Source organism: Actinomycetes bacterium, assembly GCA_035506535.1.
Taxonomy (GTDB): Bacteria; Actinomycetota; Actinomycetes; order DATJPE01; family DATJPE01; genus DATJPE01.
This window is the reverse complement of record DATJPE010000074.1, coordinates 47,966-68,191: the sequence shown is the minus strand read 5'-3', so window position 1 is coordinate 68,191 and position 20,226 is coordinate 47,966. Positions and strand designations below refer to the sequence as shown.

Sequence of the window (20,226 nt, the reverse complement as noted above, 5' to 3'; positions counted from 1 at the left end):
GCCAGCACGCGCGACGCCGCGTCCCTGTGTCTGCCGAACGGGTGACGCCAGGCCCTAAGGACGCCGTGGCGGGGAGCCGATGCAAGATCCGATGAGGACTCGGTCCGAGGAGGGGACGGCGGCGGCCACAGCGGTCAGCCGCCCGACCCGGCGCGTCCTCGTCCTCTCGGCCGGCCTGTGCGTGCTCGCCAGCGGACTGCTCTTCGCCGTCGTCCGCAACCCGCCGGAGCCCCTCCAGGGCGTCCACATCCCCTGGTACGTGCTGACGCTGCTGTTCGCCGCCACCGAGGCCTGGGTGTTCCACATCCAGTTCGGGCGCGAGGCGAAGAGCATCTCGATCAGCGAGATCCCCCTGGTGATCGGGCTGTTCTACACGACGCCGCAGGAGCTCGTGCTCGCGCGGCTCGTCGGGCCGGCGCTGGTCGTCCTGCTCTACCGCCGGCAGACCGCCCTGAAGGCGATCTTCAACATCTCCCTCTTCTACACCGACGTCGCCGTCGCGCTGGCGGTGTTCGACCTGCTCGGCGGCGGCAGCGTGGAGGACGGCGCCCGCACCTGGATCGCCGCTATCGCGGCCGCCACCCTCGCGATCGTCGTCGACCTCGCGCTCCTGTCGATGGTGGTGCGCTGGTACAACGGGCGCACCGAGTCCGCGCTGCGTGGCTCCCTGCCCGGCGTGGTGATCTCGGCCGCGAGCGCGACCGTCGGCCTGGTCGCAGTCCTCACCCTGCGGATGGGAGCGCTGGCGGCCGTACCGCTGCTCGTCGCGGGCGCGGTGCTCATGGCTTTCTTCCGGGCGTACTCGCTCCTGGCCGACCGGCACACGAGCCTCGAGCGGCTCTTCCGCTTCAGCCATGAGCTCAACGGGGCACCGGCGACCACCGACGTGCTGCCCGCGGTGCTGAGCCAGGCGCGCCAGCTGCTGCGGGCCGAGCGCGCGGAGGTCCTCCGCTTCGCGTCGGGGGACAACCCCGCTCCCGCGCTGTGGCGCTTCGACGGCGACTCCGTCGTGGCCGACTCGAGCAGCGACGCCCTCGTCGCCCTCGGGCTCGCCGTTCCCTACGGCGAACGGCGCCAGGCCATCCGGCTGACCCTGGCCGATGAGTCGGCGAAGGCGTTCCTGCGCAGCCGCGGCGCCAGGGAGGCGGTCGTCGCGCCGCTCGTGGTCGAGGGGGAGACGGCGGGGTTGCTGGCTGCCTACGACCGGCTGGGGGAGGTCCGCGGCTTCGAGGACAGCGACGTCACCCTGCTGCAGACGGTGGCCAACCACGCGTCCGTCGCGTTGCACAACGAGACGCTCATCGGCCGGCTGCGCCACGAGGCGCTCCACGACACCCTCACCGGGCTGCCCAACCGAGCGGCGTTGATGAGCCTGGCCGAGTCCGCCGTCGCACGCGCCACCGCCGGGGACCAGCGCCTGGCGATGATGATCATCGATCTCAACGGGTTCAAGGCGGTCAACGACACGCTGGGGCACTCGGTGGGCGATCAGCTGATCTGCGAGGTGGCTCGCCGGTTCAGCGAGGCGGCGGGTCCCTGGGTGACCGTCGCGCGCCTGGGGGGAGACGAGTTCGCGGTTCTGGCCGAGCGTCTGGACGACGACGGGACGAGCGTCGCCGGGCGGCTCACGGACTCCCTGCTCGAGCCGCTCGTCGTCGACCAGGACCGGCTGCATCTGTCGGGCTCGATCGGCATCGCTCTCTCCCCCGAGCACGCGACGACCGTGGGCGACTTGCTCAAGCGGGCCGACATCGCGATGTACGTGGCGAAGAACGGGCCGGAGCCGGTGGCGTTGTACCGCCCTGACATCGACGGCCACGACCCGACCGTCCTCTCCCTCATCGGTGAGCTCCGGGAGGCGATCCAGACGGGGGAGGTCACCATCGAGGTCGAGCCGGTCCTCGACCTGCTGACGGGTGAGCTGGCCTCCGCCGAGGCGCTGCTGCGCTGGCACCACCCGACGCGGGGAACCCTGCTGCCCAGCGCGTTCCTCTCGGCCGCCGAACGCAACGGCCTGATCATCCCGCTGACCGAACGGGTGCTCGACCTGGCCGTCGGCGCCTGCTCCCGCTGGCAGGAGGTCGGGCTGCACGTCGGGGTGTCGGTCAACATCTCGACCCGGTCCCTGATGGACCAGCGGCTCCCGACCACGGTCGCGACCGCGCTCGAGCGCCACCGGCTGCCGGCCCACCTGCTCACCCTGGAGATCACCGAGAGCATCGTCCTGAGCGACGCGGATCGGGCACTGTCCCTGCTGGACGAGCTGCGCGGGCTCGGCGTACGGCTCTCGCTGGACGACTTCGGGACCGGCTACTCCTCGCTGACCTACCTGAGCAGCCTGCCGATCCAGCAGGTGAAGATCGACCAGACCTTCGTCGCCGACATCCTGACCTCGACGAGGGACGCCGCCATCGTGAGCTCGATGATCGAGCTCGCGCACCACCTCGGCCTGCAGATCATCGCCGAGGGCATCGAGAACGACGAGGTACGGGAACGGCTGCGGCACCTGGGCTGCGACTTCGGCCAGGGGTTCCTGTACGCGACCTCGATGGACCCCGACGAGCTCCCCGAGTGGGAGATCCGCCACGCCCGCGCCTCGGGCCAGCACCACCGTACGGTGGGCACGATCCTGGGCTGAGCGCCCCAACGCGCGGGGCGCAACGGCGTCAGCCGACCCGGCGCAGCGCCTCGTCGATCGCGGCGCGCAGCAGGGGTGTCAGGGTCAGCGCGTACGTGCGGGTGAGGTGCTCGCTGTCCCGGTAGACCAGGACGTTGCCGATGATCGGCGGGCACGGCGTGCTCGGGCACACCGCGCTGTCGAGATCGACGTAGGTGGCCCCCGGGACCTCCGCGCTGGCCCGCTGCTCGACACCGGTCGACGCGGTCACCAGGGCCCGCGCCTGCGCCGTCGCGCACGGGGCCAGGCTGCGCCCGGCCGAGGAGACACAGTCGGGTACGTCGACGGCGGAGCGGGGCGTGTCGCGCAGCACGAGGACCTTCGAGCCGGCTCCGGTGAGCGCGCGCAGGGTGGCCTCGAGGCCGGACGTGGTCGCAGTCAGACTCGCCGCGGGACCGAGGGTGTGCCCCGACTGGACGACCGGGTTGGTGAACGAGCCGGTCAGCACGACCAGCCGTACGTGCTCGGCCGCCAGGCGAGCCAGGGCGGCTCGCCGCCAGGTCGAGCACTCGGTGTAGGGACGCTTGAGCAAGGACCGGTTGAAGACGAGGACCGAGGCGGGGGTGCAGGCCGACTTCGTCATGACGACGAGCCGCCAGTGTCGCTGCAGCGCCACCTGCTCGAGCGGCGGGAACCACTGCGCAGCGTGGGAGTCACCGAGCAACCCGACGGTGACGCCGCCGTGCGGGTCGCCGTACACGCACCCCGCGGTCGAGGTGCTCGCGACCGAGCGCTGGCAACCGTCGGCGTAGATCCGCGGCAGGTCGCCGCGGGCCTGCTGCGGGGTCGGCGTGAAGGCTCGGGGCTTGGTGAGCTGGGCCGGGGTCGTGGGGGGCACCGCCGCCAGAGCCACGCTCGCGGGGTGCGGCGACGCGTCGATCGGCGGGAGCGCGGCCGCACCACGTGCGTCGGCCGCCGACAGGGTGGGGACGGTGGGGACCATCGCGGCGAGCAGCACGGACGCGGCCAGGACGCTGCTCATGGTCACGCCGGCCAGCGCGAACGCCCTTCTCGGGTGACGGAGGAGGGCGCGGGAGCGTCGGAAGGGGTCCTCCACGAGGCGGTTGGTCAGCACCGTCGGGACGTAGGACACCGCGAGCACGAGCACGGCGGCCGCCGGGTCGAGGTGACCCCAGACGGCGCCGGCGAAGACCAGCAGGGGCCAGTGCCAGAGGTACCAGGAGTACGACAGCCGGCCGACGTGGCGCATCGGGCGGGTGCCGAGCAGGCGTACCGGCCCGAGGTCCCCCGCGGCGAGCCCGGCACCGATCACCGCGGCAGCCCCGAGGACCGGCAAGAGCGCGGCCGTGCCGGGAAAAGGGGTCGCGTCGCTGAGGGTCAGCACCGCGACCCCGATGACGGCCAGGCCAGCCCAGGCCAGCGGCAGGGCCACCACCGACGGAACCCGCCGCAACCGGGCCCCGAGGATCCCGAGCGCGGCACCGACGCCGAGCTCCCAGGCACGGTCGAGGCTGCTGAAGTACGCCGCCCCCGGCTCGGCGTGGGTGAGGTGGACGCAGTAGACGAAGGAGGTCAGGGACAGCGCCGCGATCGCGCCCAGGAGGGTCGGCCTGAGCAGTCGCCGGTAGCGTCGAACGGCCAGCCCGGTCAGCAGCAGGAGCAGCGGCCAGACGAGGTAGAACTGCTCCTCCACGGCGAGGGACCAGAAGTGGAGCACCGGGCTCGGGTCCTGCCCCTGGGAGAGGTAGTCGACGGCCTGGTGGGCGAAGTGCCAGTTGGACACGTACAGCGCCGAGGCGGCGACGTCGCCGGCAGTCGACGTCTGGCGTAGCGGCGAGAAGATGAGCCACGCGAGGACCGTGACGCTGAGCAGCACGACCATCGTGGCCGGCAGCAGCCGCTTGATCCGCCGCGCGTAGAACCCCGGGATCGACAGGCGCCCGGTCCCCTCCAGCTCCTCGACGAGCAGGCTGGTGATGAGGAACCCGGAGATCACGAAGAAGACGTCGACCCCGACGAAGCCGCCGCGAAACCACGGGAGACCGGCGTGGTAGAGCAGCACCGCCACGACGGCGACGGCACGCAGACCCTCGATGTCCGGCCGGAAGGCCCGCGCGTCGGCCGAGCGCTCGGGACGCGTGTCGGTCGGCTGGTCTCCCGCGCGGCGTAGAGCCGTGGGAGCAATCGTCATGCCGAGAGTCCTCCGGGGATCGAAGACCTGTCCTCCGATTATCCCCGCCGAACGGCCGCGACCCGTGACGCGGCGCGGCGCGGCTCAGACGTCGCTGCGATGGAAGTTCTGGAACGAGCGGCTCGGAGTGGGGCCGCGCTGGCCCTGGTAGCGCGACCCGTACACCGATGAGCCGTACGGGTGCTCGGCCGGCGAGCTCAGCCGGAACAGGCACAGCTGCCCGATCTTCATGCCGGGCCAGAGCTTGATGGGAAGGGTCGCGACGTTGCTCAGCTCCAGGGTCACGTGCCCGCTGAACCCCGGGTCGATGAAGCCCGCCGTCGAGTGCGTCAGCAGCCCGAGCCTGCCGAGCGAGCTGTTGTGGGTCGGGACGAATGACTCTCCTGCTAGGAAGAGGCCGGACTCCGACGTCACCTCGATGCAGCGGACCGGGACGCTCGGACCGGGCTCGACCGCAACGATGGCTCGCGACCGGTGGGCGCGCTCGTCCGTCTTCAGCCGAGCCAGTTTGCGGGGGAGCCGGAAGACGGGCAGCCGCGGGGTGAACGTGACTTGGTACGCCGGGCCGCAGTCGACTCCGTTGAGCAGGGCCCGCTTCTTGCGGGTCACCGGTCGCAGCCCGAGGCTGGCCGCGAGGTGGCGTACCGCGTCGCTCAGGACCTCTCGCGTGCTAACGAACTCACAGCGGCCAAACTCGTCGACGTACCCGTCGGAGTCCATCAGCCCCTGCAGGAGCGACAAGCGCTGCTTCGCAGAGGCGAACAGATACTCCCCTGGCACGTGCTTGTCGCCCATCAACCCCATGCCGCGCAGGCAGCTGCTGAGCGATGCATCCGGCGTGAACTGTCCCGTACGGCTGCGGGTCCGACCCGACCCACCTCGGCTCAACCCACCGATGCGGAAGGCTCGGGGGCCGGATGCCCGCCACACCTGGTACCCGGCCCGCTCGACCTCGCCGAGCGTGTGCTCATCGCCCTCGCCGACCGTGATCTCGGCCTTGGTGGACGTGCCGTCGCCGAGCCAGACCCCGAGGACGTACGGGTCGATGGGGAGCTCGACGTGGGGTGTTTCGACGGCGCCGGCCAACGCCACGTGGTGGTTGTACTCCGAGCCTGTGCGCAGGCTGGCCGCGATCTCGTCGGTGGTACGGACGCTGCCACGCAACCCCGAACGCCGCTCGGCCTGGGTCCGGGTCAGCCACAGGTGGGACGCGTCGGCGACGATCGAGCTGTGGTCGGAGAAAACCATCCGGCGGCAGGGGTGTCCGTGCATGACCGGCGTGGCCGCCACGACCCGGCAGGGGCGCCCCTTCTCGTCGAAGACCTCGTCCCCCACTGCGAGGTCGCGCATCGACCGCCACCCGCTCGGGGTCGGGATCGGGGTCCAGACCGCCAGCGCCTTCCCCTCGAGGCGGGAGGCGATGTCGTCGGGGAGCGAGACGACCTCGTAGGTGCTCCCGAGGACGAACTCGCCCGGGTGCAGGATGAACGGCTCCTCGCCGTCCGGCTCCACGAGCCTGGTGAGCTCCGCCTGCTCGATCGCGGGGTCGATGTGCGGGTAGCGGTGGTTCTCGAAGACGCGGAAGAAGCGGTCCAGACGTACGTCGATGCTCGACGGCTGGACCATCGCCGGGTCGTAGGGCTCCAGCCGGACCCGGCCGGAGTCGAGCTCGGCCCGGATGTCCCGGTCGGACAGCAGCATGCGGGGACCCTACCGGGGACGAAGCCGACGCCCCCGCCCACCGACCGGCCGGGCTATCCTTGGGCGGTCCGGGCCCGGGAGGGTACGGCGCGGGTGTAGTTCAATGGCAGAACATCAGCTTCCCAAGCTGACAGTGCGGGTTCGATTCCCGTCACCCGCTCCACGCACGAGGGGCAGGGCCCCCGCGACGAGCCCATGATCGCCGGCGATGGCCAACGTCCTCGGGTGCCTGCGCGCCGGGCGCAGCCCAGGAGCAGACTCGGGTCGGCCGAGGTCGCAGACATGAGGAGGGTCCGATGCCGCACGACCCGCTGTTCCCCTTCGACGACGAGCGGGACCTCGCCGACGCTCAGCGCGGTTTCGTCGCCGCGCTCGAGCCGGGAGTGGTGCGCAACGCCGCCGGTGACGTCGTGTGGGACGGCGATTCGTACGCCTTCCTGTCCGGCGACGTACCGGACACGGTGCACCCGAGCCTGTGGCGGCAGTCGGCGCTGAACGCCCGGCAAGGGCTGTTCGAGGTGACCGAGGGCATCTACCAGGTCCGCGGCCTCGACCTGTCCAACGTGACGTTCGTGGAGGGCGATGCGGGAGTGATCGTGATCGACCCGCTGATCTCGACGGAGACCGCTGCGGCCGCCCTCGGCCTGTACCGGGCGCACCGCGGGGAGCGCCCCGTGACCGGGGTCATCTACACCCACACCCACGTCGACCACTGGGGCGGAGTGAAGGGGGTGATCAGCCAGGAGGAGGTGGATGCGGGCGTTCCGGTCATCGCGCCGGAGGGCTTCCTGGAGCCAGCGATCGCGGAGAACGTCTACGCGGGGATCGCGATGACCCGGCGCGCCGCGTACATGTACGGAGCGCTGCTGCCCCGCGGCCCGCGCGGCAGCGTCGGCGCCGGGCTTGGCCAGACCACCTCGACGGGCACCGTGAGCCTCATCGCGCCGACGGTCGAGGTCACCGCCACCGGGCAGGAGCTGACCGTCGACGGGGTGCGCATGGTCTTCCAGCTCGCTCCGGGAACCGAGGCGCCGGCCGAGATGCACTTCTTCTTCCCCGGCCGCCAGGCGCTCTGCATGGCCGAGAACGCCACCCACACCCTGCACAACATCGTGACTCTCCGGGGTGCCGTGGTGCGCGACCCGCATGCCTGGGCGCTCTACCTGACCGAGGCCATCGAGCTGTTCGGTGCCCGGGCCGACGTCGTGTTCGCCTCCCATCACTGGCCGACATGGGGCAACGAACGGGTGCTCGAGTTCCTCGGCCTGCAGCGCGACCTTTACGCGTACCTCCACGACCAGACGATGCGGATGATCAACCAGGGCTTCACGGGCGCGGAGATCGCCGAGCAGTTCGAGCTTCCACCGGTTCTCGAACGCGCATGGCACACCCACGGCTACTACGGCTCGGTCAGCCACAACGTCAAGGCCATCTACCAGCGCTACATGGGCTGGTACGACGGGAACCCGGCCCGGCTGTGGCAGCACCCGCCGCAGGAGGCCGCTACGAGGTATGTGGCCTTCATGGGCGGTGCCGACGCCGTCGTCGACAAGGCTCGTGCCTGCCTCGAGGAGGGCGACCTGCGGTGGGCCGCCCAGGTCCTCGACCATGTGGTGTTCGCCGAACCGAACCACCGAGCCGGCCGGGAGCTGCTGGCCGACGTCCTCGAGCAACTGGGCTTCGGGAGCGAGAACGGTACGTGGCGCAACGCCTATCTGTCCGGCGCGGCGGAGTTGCGTACCGGCAACTTCGGCACTCCGATCGGCGCCCCGTCAGAGCTGCTCGGCCAGCTCCCTCCCGAGATCTTCTTCGATGCCGTCGCCATCCAGGTGAACGGACCCGCGGCGTGGCACCTCGACCTGTCCGCCCGCTGGGTGTTCCCCGACCACGGTCTGACGTACCGCACCACGCTTCGCAACGGGGTGTTCACCTATGTCCGGGACGGGGCCGGTGATGTCGACCTCACTCTCGTCGTTCCCCGGCGAGCGCTGGCCGCGTTGGCCGCGGGTGACCCCGGCGCCGCCTTCGCCGCCGGCCTGACTCTCGACGGAGACGCCGCCGGGTTGCAGCAGGTCCTCGGTGTGCTGCAGCCCGGCGACCACGGCTTCAACATCGTCGAACCCTGAGGCCGACTCGGCCGCAGCCGGGATGATGTGCAGGGAGGCGTCGTCTTCGGAGACGGGGAAGAAGCGAGTTCACCACGGGCCCGCGCGGTCCACCATCGTGACGTAGGCCGGCTCCAGCGCCTGGTGCACGACAGCGATCAGGTCGTCGCGAACCGAGTCCAGGTCCGCGGCGTCGTTCAGCCGTACGGCGAACGCGGCGACCATCCGGTGGGCGTCGTAGCGGGCCCGGTTGAACCGCCGGTCCACGACGACCTGGACCCGCCGCCGCAGCGGGTTGAACAACGCCGCCGCGGCCAACGTGGAGAGGGAGACCGCCACGGGTGTGTGGAACGACAGCACCTGGGTGGCCAACAGCACCAGTCCCGCATAGACCCCGACCAGCACACCGGTGACGATCGCGTACGCCAGGGTGCGAGAGATGATCCGGTCGATGTCGTACAGCCGGTACTTCAGGATCGCCACCCCGAGGCACACCGGAAGCACCACCCCGACGCCGACCGCGACCGCGACGGGGTCCAGCGCGGGGACCGTGTTGCTCAGCACGAATCCGGCCACCGCCGTCACCGACCCGGCAAGCAGCCACTTCAGCTGCTGCCGCCGGTCTCCCGTTGCCCCCCGCCAGCTCAGCACCAGACGCGCGGCGAACACCAGCCAGAACACGAGCAGGACCGGGAACAGCGCCATGACCTTCGAGACCCAGGCCGTGGAGCCGGCGGGATGGTCGAACCCGGCCAGGCCACCGCTCACGTCGAGGTGCACGCCCTGGGTGAGGATGGCCGTCACCATGGCGGCATAGGCGAGCAGGAACAGCCCGGTGGCCGCGATCAGGTACGACCAGAGCACCCACCGCCAGCGCCGTGAGGGCAGCACGCCGTCGGGGAACAGCATCAGGACCGGTGGCAGCGCGATGGTCAGCACCACCCAGGCGGTGTTCCCCATCAGCACCGCCGCCGGGCCCAGCGGCAGCCGATGACCCATGCGGTAGACCAAACGCTCATAGGGACCGGCGTCGAGGCTGAGCAAGACGCCCACCGGGATCACCAGCAGAAGCCACCCGATCGGGTTGGCCGGCTGGCGCCGGGCCACGATGAGGCCCACGGCAGCCATCGGCACGCCAGCCATCAGCTGAACGGCGTTCACCAGTACGTTCTGCCGGGCCCACGCGTCGAGCGGGATCACGGCGGCAGCCAGCAGCACCACCAGCGCCGCCAGCCCATCGGCCGCAGCGGGAGCTGCCGGCCAGGAGCGCCGCCCCGCGGCCGTCGGCTGCAGGGCGAGCTCACCGACGGGGCCCGCGTTCACACGCCGCACGCTACGACCCCGAGCGTTCCGGGATCGTTACCGCTTCCAGTTCGGGACCAACCGGGACCGGCCGCTGAGGACCCACCCGACGGACGGGCGATCCGGTCGTTTCACTGGTCCGGCGCGGGACCCGGAGGCACCATGGCGACCAGGAGCCGTACGGGGTCTGAGAGGTGCCGATGGACGTACACCTGATCACCCCCGAGGTGGTGGAGCGCCGTGACCCCTCCGAGCTGAAGGACCTGCTGGCACGACCCGACGCCATGGTGTGGGTGGACATCCCGAGCTGCGACGAGCACGGGAGTCAGGTGCTCTCGGAGGTGTTCGGGTTCCACCGGCGTGCGGTGTCGGACTGCGTCGAACGCAACCACGTGCCCAAGGTGCACGTGTACGCCGACCACGTCTTCGTCGTCCTGCACGTGCCCGAGCTCGGCCGGGGCGGCCACGTCCACTACATCGAGCTCGACCAGTTCATCGGACCGAACTACCTGGTGACGGTGCACGGTCCGCTCAACCCGGCCGTCGCGCCGGAGGTGGCCCTCGTCGAGACGAAGGCGGCCCTGCGCTGGCTCGAGCGCGGGACGCTGCACCCGTCCTCGCCGTTCGAGCTCTCGCACACCATCGTCTCCGCGCTCGCCCGCCGGCAGGCGGACTTCGTGGCGGGCCTGGCACGCGAGTCCGGCGTACTGGAGAAGCGGGTCACCCTCGAGGAGGTCAGCGACGACCCCGAGAAGTTCCTCGACGAGCTCTTCCGTGTCTGGTACGAGCTGCTGGCGGTCCGCACGATGGGCACGATGAGCCGTGAGGTCTACGGCCGGCTCTGCAACGTCTCGACGCAGGCGGTCCCCGCCAGCGCCCGCCCGCTCGTGGCCGACCTCGCCGACCAGTTCGAGCGGGTCAAGGGGACCGCCGACGGTCAGAAGGAGTTCCTGCACGGGGTCATCGAGTACTACCAGACGCGGCTGCACACCCAGACGACCGTGGCCGCCGAGCGGCTGGCCGAGGTCTCGGTCCAGCAGAACGACGACATGCGCAAGATCACTGCCTGGGTGGCCATCGTCGCCGTCCCGACCGCGGTCACCGGCTTCTTCGGCCAGAACATCCCTTATCCCGGCTTCGGCGACCGTACGGGGTTCGTCATCTCGTCGACGATCATGATCGTGGCCGCCCTCGTGCTGTACACGATCTTCAAGCACAAGCGCTGGCTCTGACCCCAGCCGCCGGCGCTGATCCACACAGCGCTGGATCTGACCCGCCCGTCCGCCCGCCATCTTCTGCAGAAGTCCCATATGTGCAGATTCCGTGGCCGCCGGACCGGGACAAAAGGGACTTCTGCAGAAGATCAACCCCCGGGGGGGCTGCAGCAGAAGAGTCGCCCGGGGAGCGCGGGTGCGTGCGGGGCCTAGGGCTGGCTAGCTAGCGGGAGTCCCGGCGGCGGGTTCGATCAGCCGGCGCTGGCAGCGCTGGCACCAGAGCAGGCCCGCCGATGGTCGGCGGTCCGTCGAGCCACTCGCCGGCCCGCATGACGCGTCGGACCCGGAGGTCGTCGTCGGTCAGCACCAGGTCGGCGCGCATGCCGACGGCGAGCGACCCGCGGTCTGCGAGGCCGTAGCACGCGGCAGGGACGCGGGAGGCCGCAGCAACCGCGTCCACGAGCGGTACGCCGGTCCCGACGACCCAGCGCACGGCGTCCAGCAGCGTCACGGCGCTGCCGGCGAGGGCACCCGACGCCGTGCGGACCCGGCCCGAAGCGACGTACACCGTGGAGCCGCGCCACGCGAGCTCCCCGTCGGGCATGCCGACCGCCGGTGAGGCGTCGCTGACGAGCATCACCCGTTCGGTGCCCACGCTGTGCCAGACCCAGCGCACCACGTCGGCGTCGAGGTGCTCACCGTCGGCGATCAGCTCGCACCTGACCCGGGGGTCGTCGAGCAGCGCCACGACCGGCCCGCCCGCGCGGTGATGGATCGGCTCCATGCCGTTGAACAGGTGGGTCGCGACCCGCGCCCCCGCCTCGATCGCCGCTCGCGTCTGCGAGGTCGAGGCAGCCGTGTGGCCGACCGCCACGGTCACGTCGCGGTCGCGCAGCATCCGGACGAGCGCCAGCGCCCCCGGCAGCTCCGGCGCCAGCGTCATCGACCGCAGGGTCCCGCTCGCTCGGTCCAGCAGGTCCGCCACCTCCGCGAGGTCCGGGTCCCGCAGGACGTCCGGACGGTGCGCCCCGCAACGGCGCGCGGAGAGGTACGGCCCCTCGAGGTGGACGCCGTCCACGACGCCACGGGCGCTCGCCCCGGCGAGGTGGGCGACCTGCGAGGCGAGGTCTGCGGCCCGCTCCGACACCGTGCTGGCGAACAAGGAGGTCGTCCCGCACCGGTGGTGGTGCTCCGCCGCGCGGGCGAGCGCCTCCGGCCCGTCCGCGTACGCCGACCCGAGGGCGCCGTGGCAGTGGGTGTCGACCAGCCCCGGCAGGACGTACCCGTCGGTCTCGACGACATCGGCGCCGGGCGGCGACTCGCCACCGGCCGGACCGACGTCGGCGCCGACGCCGACGATGCTGGGCCCAGTCGTGCGCACCCACCCCTCGGCGACGCCCGAGGGCAGCACCAGGCGGCCCTTCACGAGAGTCGAGCCGGGGTGCTCCATCGTGGGTCAGGGTAGCCAGAGCCCTCCGAAAGCGCCCCAGCCACCGCGCGCAGCCGGGCAGACTCTGCTCTCGTGTCCGAGGAGAACAAGCACGTCCCCGAGAGCTACGTCTGGCCGTTGACGGCGCTCTTCCTCGTCATCGTGCCGCAGGTGTTCGTCCCGTCGCGGCTGCGCGTCGGGCCACCGTCGGTCGTCCCGGTCATCGAGGGGGTGGTCTTCGTCGCTCTGCTGGCCATCGCAGCCCGACCGGGACCGGTCCCGCGGGGTGCTCGACCGGTCGTGCTTGCCCTGTTCGGCGTGCTCCTCGTGGCGAACACGGGAGCGGCCGCGAGGCTGGTCTACGTCGTGCTCTCGGGCTCGAAGGTCGGCACGGCGCCCCCCGGGGTCGACCGGCTGCTGACCGCGGCGCTGCTGGTGATCCTCACCAACGTCGTGACCTTCGGGCTCTTCTACTGGCAGATCGACGCCGGCGGACCGCAAGGACGGATGCGCCAGCCGCCCCCCTACCCGGACTTCATGTTCCCCCAGCACGAGGCCGAGGGGTTGGCCCGACCGGGATGGCAGCCGCACTTCGCCGACCACCTCTACCTGTCCTACACCAACGTCGTCGCGTTCAGCCCGACGGATGCGGTGCCGATGACGATCCGCGCGAAGGGCCTGATGACGCTGCAGTCGCTCATCTCGCTGTCGGTGCTCGCCGTAGTGCTGGCCCGGGTCATCAACGTCCTGCCGAGCTGACGCCGACCGGTCAAGTCTTCGACGGCGCGGGAGGGAAGTCCTCGGCATCCGCCTTCGACAGGCTGGCGACCCGTCGCTGGGTCACCATGACCAGCGCGCGCACCACCACTCCGATGAAGACGATGTCGACGATCATCTGGATCGTGACCACGATCCGGGCGGTCTCTGACACCGCCGTGATGTCGCCGAACCCGACCGTGGCCAGCACGGTCACCGTGAAGTAGATGGCGTCGATCTTGGTCATCGACGAGGTGAAGCTGCCCGCCGTTCCGTTCGACATCGAGACATAGGTGGCGGCGAAGACGAGCACGAGCAGGGGGGCGCTGACCGCGATGGCCTCGAAGGCGCGCAGCCGCGGGAACGGCGACCTGGAGACGGCCACGATCTGCCACGTCGTGACGACGCCGATGCACGCCAGGGCGACCGCGAAGGCGACGTAGTCGTTGGCGTCGTGCTCGCTCTTCTGCAAGGGGGCCAGGGCGTAGGCGCCGAAGAGCACCACGGTGGAGACGACCCAGCGCGCGACAGACCAATACAGGTGTCTTCGATACTGAATCGGCCTCACGGCGAGCGAGTCCATGGCACGCTATCCCACGCCTTCGAGGTCGAGGTCCGGCCGTGACACGCCGCCCTCACCCCGGTTCTTTGCTGCCGACTGGCGGGAGGTCCGGATGAGCCAGATGATCGACCCGTACGAGGAAGCCCCGCTCCACCAGCCAGGCCACCTGAAGCGATCGGTCGGCTTCTACGGCCTCATGTTCGTCTCGCTCGGCTCGATCATCGGGTCGGGGTGGCTGCTCGGTGCGCTGAACGCCGCCGAGACGGCGGGCCCCGCCTCGATCATCTCCTGGGTCCTGGCGGCGGCGATGCTGACCGTGCTCGCCCTGGTCTACGCCGAGCTCGGCGCGGCCTACCCGGTCGCCGGTGGAACCGGCCGCTTCCCGTACTACTCGCACGGCCCGCTTGCCGGCTTCACCGCCGGCTGGGCCTCCTGGCTGCAGGCGGTCGCGATCGCGCCCATCGAGATCCTCGCGGCGATCGCCTACGTCAACAGCATCAAGGTAGTCAACGAGCACTTCTCGATGCTGCACGAGAGCGGTTCCCGCGCCGGCTTGCTCAACAGCCGCGGCCTGTTCGTGGCCACTCTGGCGCTCATCCTGTTCACCGCGATGAACCTCGCCGGCGCCAAGTTCATGTCCGAGAGCAACGCGATCATCGTCCTCTGGAAGACCGCGGTCCCGCTGCTCGCGATCATCGTCGTGTCCTCGCTGTCCTTCCACACGAGCAACTTCACGTCCGGGGGCGGCTTCATGCCGTTCGGCATCCACGGGGTTTTCGCGGCACTCCCCGCCGGCGTGGTGTTCGCCCTGCAGGGCTTCGAGCAGGCGGTACAGCTCGGCGGCGAGGCCCGCAACCCGAAGAAGGACCTGTCCAAGGCCATCATCGTCGCGATGTCGATCGGCGCCCTGCTCTACCTGCTGCTGCAGGTCACGTTCATCGGTGCAGTCGATCCCAAGAACGTCTCGAAGAGCTGGCACTCCCCGCTCGGCACCAACCCCTCCGACTACGGCGCCTGGTACACCCTCGCCCTCGCCGTGGGTGCCACCTGGCTGGCGACCATCCTCGTCATCGACGCGGTGATCTCCCCAGCGGGCACCGGCATCGTGTATGTCGGCACGACGGCCCGCATCTCCTACGCCCTCGGTGAGGAACGCGAGATGCCGTCCAAGCTCGCGAGCACGAACGCCAAGGGCGTGCCGGTCACCTCGATCCTCGTGGCCGCGGTGGTCGGGTGGCTGTGCTTCGGCCCGTTCCCCAGCTGGAACCGCCTGGTCGGCGTGGTCACGGGCGCCACGGCCATCATGTACGCGTTCGCGCCGGTCTCGCTGGCCTCGCTACGGATGCGGGACACCGGCCGCGCGCGGCCGTACCAGATGCCGGCCGGGAAGTTCCTCATGCCCGTGGCCTTCTGCTCGGCCAACCTGATCATCTACTGGGGCGGCTACGAGTACACGTGGAAGCTGGCCGTGGCTCTGCTCGTCGGCCTGCTCATCTTCGGGATCGGCTCCGCCAAGGAGCACACCAACGCCTTGCGCATGCTGCGGCCGGCGGTGTGGATCGGTCCCTGGATCATCGGGTGCGTGATCATCGGGGCGCTCGGCCGGTACGGCACCGGCGCGCACAACGTGCTGCCCGAGTGGTGGGACCTCATCGTGGTGATCGTCTTCAGCCTGATCATCTACTACTGGGCCATCGCCTCCACGCTGTCCCACGAGCGCATGGAGGAGGAGATCGCCAAGGACGCCGACCAGATCAACTTCGTGTCCGTGGAGTGAGTCCCGCGGCGTGATCACGGTCTGAGACGCTTCCCGGGTGGACGACGCCCCGGCCCGACTTGCCGAGCACCTGCGCAGCTGGGCCGGGGCATGGCCGCCCACGGGCGCGGGCGTGGAGGTGGTCGCCAACCCGCGCAACGCCGTGCCCGGCTGGGACGGCGAGGTGCACCCGGTGACCGGTGTGGTGCGGGCCGACGGCGCGGGGGTGCTCGGCGTGGCTCCGCAGGCCTACGCGCGGCTCGGGGAGGCGAACGCCCCCGCCGCGGACGTCGAGGCGCTCTTCGAGCGCCTGCCCGCCGCGATGGGGCGGCCCGACCTGCAGGTGTACCAGGCCGTGTACCGATGGAGCACCGAGCCCGCGCCGCTGGCAGACGTCGGTGAGTGGCTCGACGTGGCCGATCCGGCGCTGCCCGACTGGCTCAGGCCGTTCGGCGGCCAGGCCCTGGTCGTGCTGGACGACGACGGACGTTACCTCGCGGGCGTCGGACTGAAACGCCACGACGACGCCGGCTGGGAGATCGCCGTGGGCACCGAACCCGAGGCGCGCGGGCGCGGGCTGGCGCGCCGCCTGGTCGCCCAGGCGGCGCGGGCGGTGCTGGCGCGCGGCGCGATCCCGACGTACCTGCACGACCCCGACAACATCGCCTCCGCTCAGGTCGCGACGGCCGCCGGCTTCCCCGACCGAGGCTGGGGGGCCTTCGGGACGTGGCCGAGGGACGAGTGACGCGCCGACGTGTCAGACGCGCTGCAGGCTGAGCGCGAGGCGGGGGCAGGTCCGTACGGCCCGCTGGGCGTGGCCGACCAGCGACCCGGGGACCAGCACGTCACGCCCGCCCGGAGCCGTACGGTCCCGACGGGGCATGGGGTAGCCCCACGGGTCCTCCTCCATCAGCTCCGGCAGCAGCTCGTGGCAGAGCCCCGCGCCCTCGCAGGAGGTCCAGTCGACGTGCAGCCGCTTCTCCGCGCTCATGGCCGGCCCACGATCATCAGGCCGGTCGCCGCGCAGCGCCCGGACAGATGGGCTCGCACGTCCTCCTCGAAGGCGCGCAGGGCGCTGCGGGCCAGCCGAGCCGTCCCGTCCGGGTGGTGGCAGGCACCACGACGCTCGACCAGCTCGCTGAGCCGCTCGACGCGTTGCGCACAGTTGCGCGGGGCCCGTCCGCCCGCGAGAGCGGCGAAGTTCTCGGCCAGGGCCGGCAGGCCGTTGAGGCACGGCCCGCATTGCCGGGCGCTCTGCCCCGCCAGGTAGGTGAGCACCTTCGAGGTCGCGGCGAGAGCGCAGGCGCCGGAGCGCAGGGCCACGACGACGCCTGCGCCCGGCGTCGCGCCGTAGGGCGCGAGCCCGGCGCGGGACACCGCGATTCGCGCTGCGTCGTCGGCGTCGGCGAGGGGTACCCAGGCGCCGTGATAACCACCGATGAGGACGGCCTGCAGGTCCGCGCTCGGCCCGCCCACCGCGGCGAACAGGTCGGCGAGCGGTACGCCGTACCCGGCCTCCACGACACCGGGCGACGCGACGTCGCCGGACACCGTGGCCAGGAAGGTGCCGGGTTCCTCCGCGGTCCCGGCGGTGCGGAACCAGGCCGAACCGCCCCGCGCGATCAGCGCGACGTGCGCCAGCGTCTCGACGTTGTGCAGCAGCGTCGGCCGACCGCGCATCCCGGAGACTGGTGCGGGGATGCGCTTGTCGCGGGGCAGGGCGACCCGCCCCTCGAGCGCGGAGATCACCGCGGTCTCCTCGCCGTCGAGGAAGTGCCCCGACGCGCGGGTCACGGTGACCTCGACCCGGTCGCGGCCACGGCGCTCGGCGAGGGCGGTTCTCGCGGCGTGCTCACCGCGGCCCGGACGGACGTACAGGTGCGCCTCCTTGGCCCCGACCGCCTCCGCAGCCAGCTGCAGCCCGTCGAGGACGAGGTGCGGGGACACCGACAGCAGCGTGGCGTCCTTGGCGCTGGCGGGCTCGCCCTCCGCGGCGTTGGCGATGACGACCGCGTCGCCGCCCGCGGCGGAGGCCACCATCTTGCGCCAGGCCGGGAAGCCGGCTCCACCACGGCCGAGCAGCCCGGAGGCCTCGACCTCGCTGACCAGCCGACGCCTGCCCTGCCACGGCAGCTCGCCGAAGGTAGCGCGGTGCGTGGCAAGGTCGGGCGAGGGGGCGGCCAGCAGCCGCGGCGCCGTGTCCAGGGCCGACGGCGCGTCGACGGTGAGGCTCATCGGGCCGGCTCCAGGACAGGACGACCGGTCGTCGTCTCGGCGGGGGTGAAGGTGTAGCGCCAGGCGACCGCCGCGATCACGGTGACCGCGCAGGTGGCCGCGACGACGCGCATCCACAGCGTCGCGCTGTCGGTACCGCTGCCGAGGGAGTGCAGGAACGCGGCCGGCCATGCGGCGTACGCCACCCAGTGCACGGTGCGCCAGGCCGCGTGCCCGATCCGTTCGCGCAGCAGGCTGGTGATGACCAGCGCCAGCATGGCGTCGAGCGAGAGGGCGCCGAGCCCGACCCACAGTGGCCGGTAGCTGGAGGTGAACGGAAGGACGATGTTCACCAGGTGCAGTTGTGCGTACGGGTCGGCGAGCAGCGTCACGACGTGCAGGCCGAGCAGCACGAGGGCGAACAGGCTCACGCCGCGGTGCACCGAGGCGACCCCGAACCGGCGCAGCCCGAGGAAGGGTCGCCGCGAGCGGGCGGTGACACCGAGGACCAGGGTGAGGGTGAACAGCAGCAGCGTCACCACCCCGGTGCCGCGAGCGAGGTACCACAGGGACGCGCTCATGACGCTGCCTCCACTTCGGCCTCGGCGGGCCATCCGCCGAGGGTCACGACATGTCCGCCGGAGGTCACCAGGCGGGCGGGTACGCCGGCCGCGCGCAGCAGCGCCTCGGCCCGGCCGCCGCGCACGAGGGCGGCGGTGGTCAGGGTGTTCGCCTCGACGCAGGTCCAGGCGGCGACGGTGGCCGAGCGCCAGACGGCGGGCGCCGGGGAGCCGGTCCGGGGGTCGAGGACGTGGTGGCGGGACCGGTCCGCCTGGACCCAGGTACGGCGTACCGTGCTCGAGGTCGCCACCGCGGCGCCCGCCGGCAGCGTGATCGTCGCTCCGGGGTCGACGAGGCGGTCCTGGACCCGGACCCGCCACCCGCCCTCGGGTGCCGGACCGGAGGTGGCGATGTCCCCGCCGAGGGACACCAGCACCCCGCAGCCCAGCTCGGCGCGAACCAGCTGCGCGGCGCGGTCAGCGGTCCACGCCTTCGCGGTCGCGCCGAGGTCGATGAGGGTGCCGACCGGCACCGTGACGGTCGTCCCGTCGAGACGTACGCGCTGCCAGCCCGGCGCCGGCCGCGCGACCACGCGAACCTTCGCCACCAGGGGAAGGGCGGCGAAGTCGCGGTCGTAGCCCAGGTCGCGCAGCGCGGCGCCCACGGTCGGGTCGACGTCGCCGTCGGTACGCCGGGCCGCGTCGAGGGCCACCTCGAGCAGCTCGGCCAGCAGCGGGCTGACCTCGGTCGGCCGGCCCTGGGAGCCGGCCAGCCGGGTGACCTCCGAGTCCGCGCGGAACCGGCTCGCGGCGAGGTCCACCTGCCCCAGCAGCTCCTCGACCAGGGTGCGCGCCGGCCCCAGGGCTGCGGGGTCCGAGACCACGACCCGGGCCGTGGTGCCCCAGACGTCCCACTCGGTCGCGGGCAGTCGGTCGGTCATGGCTACGACCCCCTCGTGGTGGCGTGGCCGCTGTTGGAGTTGCTGCTTCCGACAGAGACGCTGTTGCTCGTACCACTCGTGCTGCTCGACCCGCTGGTGCTGCTCGAGTGCTTGGTGGTGCTGGTCTTCTTGGTCGAGCTGGTCTTCTTGGTCGAGCTGGTCTTGGTGGTCGCGCTGGTCTTGGTCGAGGAGTCGTCGGAGCCGGTCGACTGCGAGTCGTCGGAGCCGGTCGACTGCGAGACGGTCGAGGAGTCGTCAGAGCCCGTCCCGTCGTCGGAGGTGGTCGAGGTGCCGGAGGTCTCTGAGGACCCGGAGGTCCCGGCGCGGGCCGCGACCGTCGCGTTGTGGGCCAGGACGCTGAAGCCGAGGACCCCGACGACCGCCACACCGGCCACTCCGGTCATCACGGCCTTGCTCCGACGCACGTCAGCGTCACGGGCCGCGGCACGAGAGGACGGGGACTGGGGGTCGAACGGGTCGAATGCCATGCCGACGACGATGGCCCACGTTTCTGAGCAACTTTCGTGTTCAACCTGTGTGACCCCTGTGAGTGCTGTGGCACCCCGTCCCCCTCCTCCGGCTCTCCGTCCTCCCCACGCTCTCCGTCCTCCCCACGCTCTCCGTCCTCCCCTCGCTCTCCGCCCTCCCGCTCTCCCCCGCTCCCCCCGCTCTTCGCCCCTCCCGGCACACACCCCCTTCGACCCGCCCACCTACCCTGCAGAAGTCCCTTTTGTCCCTTTTCAAGCGCGGCAGGACCCGGACAAATGGGACTTGTGCAGGGACGACGTACGGCAGAAGTCCCATTTGTTCCCCTATCCGGGGTGTCCGAATGGGACAAATGGGACTTCTGCAGAAGA

15 protein-coding genes, 1 tRNA gene and 3 pseudogenes are annotated in these 20,226 nt (G+C 71.4%); 7 read left to right on the top strand and 12 right to left on the bottom strand.

Annotated elements, in window-relative coordinates; translation table 11 throughout:
• The first annotated feature begins 91 nt into the window (after positions 1-91).
• The gene (locus VMI11_12010) at positions 92-2,638 is read left to right on the top strand and encodes an EAL domain-containing protein (protein HTY73130.1); all 2,547 of its coding nucleotides are present in this window, start codon (positions 92-94) and stop codon (positions 2,636-2,638) included.
• Between the two features lie 28 nt (positions 2,639-2,666).
• On the opposite strand, the gene VMI11_12005 is transcribed toward VMI11_12010, so the two are convergent.
• The 4 genes and pseudogenes from VMI11_12005 to VMI11_11990 form a co-directional block, all read right to left on the bottom strand.
• Positions 2,667-4,829: an acyltransferase family protein gene (locus VMI11_12005; protein ID HTY73129.1), complete on the bottom strand. Its 2,163-nt coding sequence runs from the start codon at positions 4,827-4,829 to the stop codon at positions 2,667-2,669.
• Positions 4,830-4,913: 84 nt separating this feature from the next.
• Positions 4,914-5,186: pseudogene (gene dcd, locus VMI11_12000) on the bottom strand (dCTP deaminase).
• A 195-nt stretch (positions 5,187-5,381) separates the two neighbouring features.
• A pseudogene (locus VMI11_11995) lies at positions 5,382-5,624 on the bottom strand (LAGLIDADG family homing endonuclease).
• 600 nt (positions 5,625-6,224) lie between these two features.
• Positions 6,225-6,530: pseudogene (locus tag VMI11_11990) on the bottom strand (dCTP deaminase).
• A gap of 89 nt (positions 6,531-6,619) precedes the next feature.
• On the opposite strand from VMI11_11990, the gene VMI11_11985 reads away from it, so the two are divergent.
• Together VMI11_11985 and VMI11_11980 are read left to right on the top strand one after the other, a co-directional pair.
• A tRNA-Gly gene (locus tag VMI11_11985) sits at positions 6,620-6,693 on the top strand.
• 133 nt (positions 6,694-6,826) lie between these two features.
• Positions 6,827-8,656: an alkyl sulfatase dimerization domain-containing protein gene (locus VMI11_11980; protein ID HTY73128.1), complete on the top strand. Its 1,830-nt coding sequence runs from the start codon at positions 6,827-6,829 to the stop codon at positions 8,654-8,656.
• A gap of 69 nt (positions 8,657-8,725) precedes the next feature.
• Here the strand turns inward: VMI11_11980 and VMI11_11975 are convergent, their stop codons facing one another.
• Positions 8,726-9,958: a hypothetical protein gene (locus VMI11_11975; GenBank protein ID HTY73127.1), complete on the bottom strand. Its 1,233-nt coding sequence runs from the start codon at positions 9,956-9,958 to the stop codon at positions 8,726-8,728.
• Between the two features lie 179 nt (positions 9,959-10,137).
• Between VMI11_11975 and VMI11_11970 the strand changes: the two genes are divergently transcribed.
• On the top strand, positions 10,138-11,169 hold the full coding sequence (locus VMI11_11970) for a magnesium transporter CorA family protein (GenBank protein HTY73126.1): 1,032 nt from the start codon (positions 10,138-10,140) through the stop codon (positions 11,167-11,169).
• Between the two features lie 205 nt (positions 11,170-11,374).
• On the opposite strand, the gene nagA is transcribed toward VMI11_11970, so the two are convergent.
• Positions 11,375-12,601 carry an N-acetylglucosamine-6-phosphate deacetylase gene (gene nagA, locus VMI11_11965; GenBank protein HTY73125.1) on the bottom strand — a complete coding sequence of 409 codons (1,227 nt, stop codon included), beginning with the start codon at positions 12,599-12,601 and terminating at the stop codon, positions 11,375-11,377.
• Between the two features lie 72 nt (positions 12,602-12,673).
• On the opposite strand from nagA, the gene VMI11_11960 reads away from it, so the two are divergent.
• On the top strand, positions 12,674-13,339 hold the full coding sequence (locus tag VMI11_11960) for a hypothetical protein (GenBank protein HTY73124.1): 666 nt from the start codon (positions 12,674-12,676) through the stop codon (positions 13,337-13,339).
• 10 nt (positions 13,340-13,349) lie between these two features.
• Here VMI11_11960 and VMI11_11955 read toward each other — a convergent pair whose 3' ends face one another.
• Positions 13,350-13,841: a potassium channel family protein gene (locus tag VMI11_11955; GenBank protein HTY73123.1), complete on the bottom strand. Its 492-nt coding sequence runs from the start codon at positions 13,839-13,841 to the stop codon at positions 13,350-13,352.
• A gap of 169 nt (positions 13,842-14,010) precedes the next feature.
• Between VMI11_11955 and VMI11_11950 the strand changes: the two genes are divergently transcribed.
• Positions 14,011-15,675 (top strand): APC family permease, encoded by a 1,665-nt coding sequence (locus VMI11_11950; protein HTY73122.1) that lies wholly within the window; start codon positions 14,011-14,013, stop codon positions 15,673-15,675.
• A 37-nt stretch (positions 15,676-15,712) separates the two neighbouring features.
• A complete protein-coding gene (locus VMI11_11945) occupies positions 15,713-16,399 on the top strand; it encodes a GNAT family N-acetyltransferase (GenBank protein ID HTY73121.1) in 687 nt (228 codons plus the stop codon).
• A gap of 12 nt (positions 16,400-16,411) precedes the next feature.
• Here VMI11_11945 and VMI11_11940 read toward each other — a convergent pair whose 3' ends face one another.
• From VMI11_11940 to VMI11_11920, 5 genes are read right to left on the bottom strand one after another with little or no spacing between them, the layout of a single operon-like run.
• Complete coding sequence (locus tag VMI11_11940; GenBank protein HTY73120.1) at positions 16,412-16,645, bottom strand: ferredoxin; 234 nt, start codon at positions 16,643-16,645, stop codon at positions 16,412-16,414.
• The gene (locus VMI11_11935) at positions 16,642-17,889 is read right to left on the bottom strand and encodes an NADH-ubiquinone oxidoreductase-F iron-sulfur binding region domain-containing protein (protein HTY73119.1); all 1,248 of its coding nucleotides are present in this window, start codon (positions 17,887-17,889) and stop codon (positions 16,642-16,644) included. Before VMI11_11935 ends, VMI11_11940 begins: the two co-directional genes overlap by 4 nt.
• The gene (locus VMI11_11930; GenBank protein HTY73118.1) at positions 17,886-18,449 is read right to left on the bottom strand and encodes a ferric reductase-like transmembrane domain-containing protein; all 564 of its coding nucleotides are present in this window, start codon (positions 18,447-18,449) and stop codon (positions 17,886-17,888) included. The genes VMI11_11935 and VMI11_11930 overlap by 4 nt, the downstream gene beginning before the upstream one ends.
• Entirely contained in the window at positions 18,446-19,369 is a 924-nt protein-coding gene (locus VMI11_11925; protein HTY73117.1) for an FAD:protein FMN transferase, read from the bottom strand. Before VMI11_11925 ends, VMI11_11930 begins: the two co-directional genes overlap by 4 nt.
• Before the next feature lie 2 nt (positions 19,370-19,371).
• Complete coding sequence (locus VMI11_11920) at positions 19,372-19,857, bottom strand: hypothetical protein (GenBank protein HTY73116.1); 486 nt, start codon at positions 19,855-19,857, stop codon at positions 19,372-19,374.
• Positions 19,858-20,226: the final 369 nt, after the last annotated feature.